Raw genomic sequence first — 4,461 nt, 5'->3', positions numbered from 1 at the left:
ACCCGCCGCCCTGCGCGTATCTCACAGCTCAGAGCTACCGGACCCACCCCGCGACTGTCAGGCAAACGGCTCCGACATCACGCTTTCAGGTTCAGAAGCCCGTTCGTGTTCTCGTTCGTGCCCCGTTGCCAGGGGCTGTGGGGGTCGGCGAGACGTATCCATTCGCTACACAGAGCGATTGGTCGAGTTCGGTGCGTCGGCGTCCGTCGCGGACTCGTACGACAACGCGATGGCCGAGGCCCTGAACGGCACGTTCAAGGCCGAGTTGATCGATCATCAGGGACCGTGGCGGGACTTCGACGAGGTCGAGCGGGCCGTGTTCCAGTGGGTCGCGTGGTACAACAGCGAGCGGCTCCACTCCGCCCTCGACTACATGTCGCCCGACGAGTACGAACAGGCGTACTGGACGGGGCTGGAGCAACACCCGCAAGTCGCTTGATCACACGATCGCGGGCTCCACGAAAGTCGGGGCAGCTCATGCTGTCCGGTCTGCTGACCCCTGCCCGCCGACCTGGGGCCTATCATCCAGCAATGTTCATAGGGTTAATGATCGGCTTTTTGATCCTTGGTTTGGGCCTGACCTCGTACCAGGTCCACAAACGGCGCTGGCTCGACGCCGCCCGGTATCTGGTGAGTACCGCGATCGTGGTCGCCAGCTACGCGGCGATGCTGCTCCACAAACCATGGATCGCCGTGGCGACCCTGCCTGTGTGTGGGGGGGCCATCGTTGCCCACATCGCGGTCGCCAGGTCCCAAGCCAGGCAAGCCCCCACAACTGACAAGACCTGACGAAGCCTTCCCGGCCGTCCAGGAAACGGTCGGGAGAGGCCCTGGCGGGCGTGCAGCGCTCCCGTCCCGCACTCGCTACCTGGGAGGGCTGCGCCCCGGCCGCCGTCCAAGGCGCACCCCTGCCCGCCCAGGGTGTCTGGCCTTCCGCTGCCCTGGCCGGAAACGCCGGTCGCGTCGGGACGGGGCCCGCCGGTGCCCGGCTGCGCGATGTGATGGCGTACTGACTCCGCTGGGAGTTCTGTGTGGTGGAGCTCGCAGAGCAGGACACGCAACATGCAGCGGGCCAAAGAAGCGGCCCGAGATGCCCGCCGGCAGGCCGCACAGGTCACGGGGGCCAAGGGGAGGACGCCTGCTGTCACTGGAGGCGCTGCGGCGGCGCCTGGTGAGGTGACCGTCCGCCGACCTCGGGCGCGTGTCCGGCCCGTTGGCTTCGGTTGGCCCCCGTCGGCCGCGGCTGCTTCGCCGCGGCCGGGCGAGGTGGAGCCGTTCCGGCGTCGGAACCTGGTCTTCACCGCTTACCTGCCTGCCGACTTCCGTCGCACCGTGGCCGACACCGGGCAGGACGACCCTGGTCAGGCCCGGTGTGTTCGGTGCGGTGCCCGGGCGGCGGGGACCGGCGGGGCGGATGGGATTATTGGGCGCATGTTCCATCCCGCGCCGCCGCTGCCTGCCGCGCCGCTGCTGACCGACGAGGCCGCGGAGCGGTGGCTGGGGGTGCGTACCGGTCAGCGTCTGGACAGCCGCTGGCTGGCCCTGGTGCCCCTGCTGGTCTGTGTCGTGGCGATGGGGCAGGCCGCGCGGACGCCGTTGCTCTGCGGGCCGGCTCATCCGTGCGGGCAGAGCTGGGCCGAGGAGGTGGTGGCCGCCGTGCTGCTGTCGGAGGCGGTCGCGCTTGCGGCGCGGCCGCGCGGGCTGGTGCTGGTCCCGGCGGCCCTGCTGCCGCTGATCTGGTACGTGCCGGACGGCCTGCCCGGCCAGGTGAGCCGCTGGGTCGCGCTGGCCGCCCATGCCGGTCTGCTGGTGGTGCTGGCCCGTGGCGGGTTCGGCCGCCGGGCGGCGCGGCAGCGGTTGGCGGACCTGATGGGTCCCCGGCGGCCGTACCCGTGGACCCTGGCCGGGGCGCCGGCGCCCAAGCTGCCCCGGCCGACCGGACGTCTGCTCCTCGGCGCCCTGCTGCTGGGCCTGGCCGCCGTCTCGGTGCTCACCGGGCTGGACAGGCAGTCCGACAGTGACGCCCGGGCCGCGCGGGCCGAGGCCGTCCCGGGCCGGGTGCTCTCCGCCGACGAGTTCGGCGACACCCGGGTGGAGTACCGGCTGCCCGGCGAGGAGCGGCCTCGCACCGGCGAGGTGGAGGTCTACTGGGACGTGTACCCGAAGCCGGGCGACACCCTCCCACTGCTGGCCGACCGGGACGGCTGGGTCCGCCCGCACGGTGACGCGTACGACCCCACCGTCTGGCTGATGACCGCGACGGTGCTGGGCAGCCTCGGGCTGGTCACGCTCGGCTCGGCCGCCCGCAGTGTGCGGCTGCACAAGAGCCTCGCCGCGCCGGGTGCCCCCGTGCTGCGGGTGGTGCACCACCCGCACCGGAGCGAGGAGCTGACTGGCCCGGAGGGCGGAGGCCCGCTCTGGGCGCTGAACAGCCTCGCCCACCTGGGCTGGAACGGCACGGCATGGGTGCCGCTCGGCGACCTCACGACGCTGCCCCGGGACACGGAGGCCGACCGTCCGAACGGCCCGCAGGCCGCGCTGCTCTACCAGGGGCCGGACGGCACGTCCGCCCAGGTCCTGGTCCGCGGGCGGAGCGAGCCGGACGACGACGAGGAAATACCCGAGCTCGACTGGGTCGCCGTCCTCTGCACCCCGCAGGCGAAGGTACTCCGCCGCCCCAGGACCGCGGCCCGGCCGACCGCCGACCGGGCAATGCCGCCGGGGCTGCGGCTGGCGGCCGGCCCGGCCGTCGCACTGGTGCTCGGCGCGGTGGTGGTTTCCCGGGCGGCCGACGGCTGGTGGGGCGGACTGTTCCAGCCGCTGCTGTTCGGCGGGTCCGCGCTCGTCGGGGCGGTGGGTGCCTTCGGCTGGCGGGTCCGCTTCGGCCGGCACGCCCTGGTGACCAGCACGGGGCTCACGCGTTGCCGCACGGACTGGACGGCGATCACCGGGGCCCGGACGGAGGGCGGCCGGGTGATCGTGCGGACCACAAACGGCCGGGAGCTTCGGATCGGCCACCGGGCCGCCCGATGGCTCGGGCCCGGCGGCTATGACGCGGCGGAGCTGGCCGCGGCCGTCGAACGGGCGGCCGGGGAGCCCGCGGCCCGGCCGGCCACCGAGGCGCCCGACGACTTCCCGGAGCTGCTGGTCAACCGCCTGGCCGTGGCCGCCTATCTGGTGACCATCGTCCTGCTCTTCCTCACCACCCGGGCCTGATTCGCCAGAGTTCCCGTACGGGCACCGCCCCGGCGGGCCGGCATTCAGCGGCAGTATTCCGGCAGCCGTACGCCGACCTCGCGAATGATGCGCAGCGCAGTCTCCACTACGGACGGGTACCTGGCCGCCTCCTCGAAGGTCAGTCCCTTGGGTATGCGGGCCCAGGCTGACAGCACGACGAACTCGGTATACGTGTCGGCCGCCCCGGGGCCGGCCGCCGGCCGGCGTGGCACCCGCAAGTGGGTGCCACGTCGGGCGCTTATTAGTCGTCGTCGCCTACAATGGAGGCCTTCAATTGTGAGGCGAGGTCGCCTGCAACCTTCATTGCCTTTTCTGTGAAAACTCCTGAAATGTCGACCCTGCCGTGCTTCCAGGAGAACCAGATCGTTTCGTCGGCAATTGTGTAGGCTGCTTGGCGTCCGGCGTCGCTCCATTCCAGGTAGCCATCCTGGAGCAGTCCTGGATGAACGTTCGCTACCGTCTCCCACTCCTCTTGTGCGATGGGGGACAGTTCGCTATCTGGCCAGAAGTCCGCGCGAGTGATATGGAAATGGTAGCTCAACCTTGAACCTCCCGATCTTACCCTTCGGATCCCCCGAAGAGTAGCACCACGCCCTTGGTCTGGGCATATTCGACTGCCCGCGTCATCTGCGCGATCTGGATCTCGGTCAAGGGGACGGTCGAGTTGGTGATGACGTAGACGACGCGATGCTTGATCCAGTCCGGATTGACTCCGCCCTTATAGCTGGGGCGTTTGTCTCCGGAATAAGTTGCGGCGTCATCGACGACGCCTTTCAGGCGCGTATAGAAAGCTCCCGGGTTATTGATGGTCTTCAGGGTCGTATCCATCGACTTGAGGCTGATGGCAATGCCGCTGTCGGGTTCGAAGTGGTCCCAGGTGAGCGAGCCGGCCGGAAGGTTGTCCATTCCCATCTTTTTTTCGAACTCCAGGCCCTTGTCGTTCGAGGAGAGTTTCCAGAGGCTGTGCTCGATGATCTCTGTGACCTTGCCGAGGTTCTGGACATTCGGGCCGTTTTTCTTTGGGAGATTGCGTCGTGCCCAGATGTCGATGGCACCGATGGCAACCTGGGCAGCCAGGTTGTCGGCGTCCTTTTCCACCTCGTCCGCGACGTTGTTGCAGCCGAACTCTCGGAGTTTGGCCGCGGCGACGTACATCGCGTAGGCGGGGCGGACGGGGACGTACTTGTCGACGAAGGCGCCCGCTCCGCCGTTGCGGCCGGTGAG

5 protein-coding genes and 1 pseudogene are annotated in these 4,461 nt (G+C 69.6%); 3 read left to right on the top strand and 3 right to left on the bottom strand.

The features are described 5' to 3' along the window. Window positions 1-178 precede the first annotated feature (178 nt). The 3 genes from ACWEQL_RS41200 (at window position 179) to ACWEQL_RS41190 (ending at window position 3,216) form a co-directional block, all read left to right on the top strand. Entirely contained in the window at window positions 179-439 is a 261-nt protein-coding gene (locus ACWEQL_RS41200; protein WP_452156562.1) for an integrase core domain-containing protein, read from the top strand. A gap of 92 nt (window positions 440-531) precedes the next feature. After that, window positions 532-789 (top strand): hypothetical protein, encoded by a 258-nt coding sequence (locus tag ACWEQL_RS41195; protein ID WP_452156560.1) that lies wholly within the window; start codon window positions 532-534, stop codon window positions 787-789. Between the two features lie 642 nt (window positions 790-1,431). Beyond that, window positions 1,432-3,216 (top strand): hypothetical protein, encoded by a 1,785-nt coding sequence (locus ACWEQL_RS41190; protein ID WP_452156558.1) that lies wholly within the window; start codon window positions 1,432-1,434, stop codon window positions 3,214-3,216. A 65-nt stretch (window positions 3,217-3,281) separates the two neighbouring features. Here the strand turns inward: ACWEQL_RS41190 and ACWEQL_RS41185 are convergent. The 3 genes and pseudogenes from ACWEQL_RS41185 to ACWEQL_RS41175 all read right to left on the bottom strand — a co-directional run. Beyond that, window positions 3,282-3,416 (bottom strand): annotated as a pseudogene (locus tag ACWEQL_RS41185) (NADP-dependent oxidoreductase); the annotation flags it as partial. Between the two features lie 62 nt (window positions 3,417-3,478). Then, window positions 3,479-3,778, bottom strand: coding sequence for a hypothetical protein (locus ACWEQL_RS41180; protein WP_452156556.1), 300 nt, complete (start codon window positions 3,776-3,778; stop codon window positions 3,479-3,481). Window positions 3,779-3,795: 17 nt separating this feature from the next. Beyond that, the coding region (locus tag ACWEQL_RS41175) for an endonuclease toxin domain-containing protein (protein ID WP_452156554.1) at window positions 3,796-4,461 on the bottom strand (666 nt) is incomplete at its 5' end.

Source organism: Kitasatospora sp. NPDC004240, from assembly GCF_053603215.1.
The sequence above is the reverse complement of the archived record's forward strand: the minus strand, read 5'-3'. Positions and strand labels throughout refer to the sequence as shown.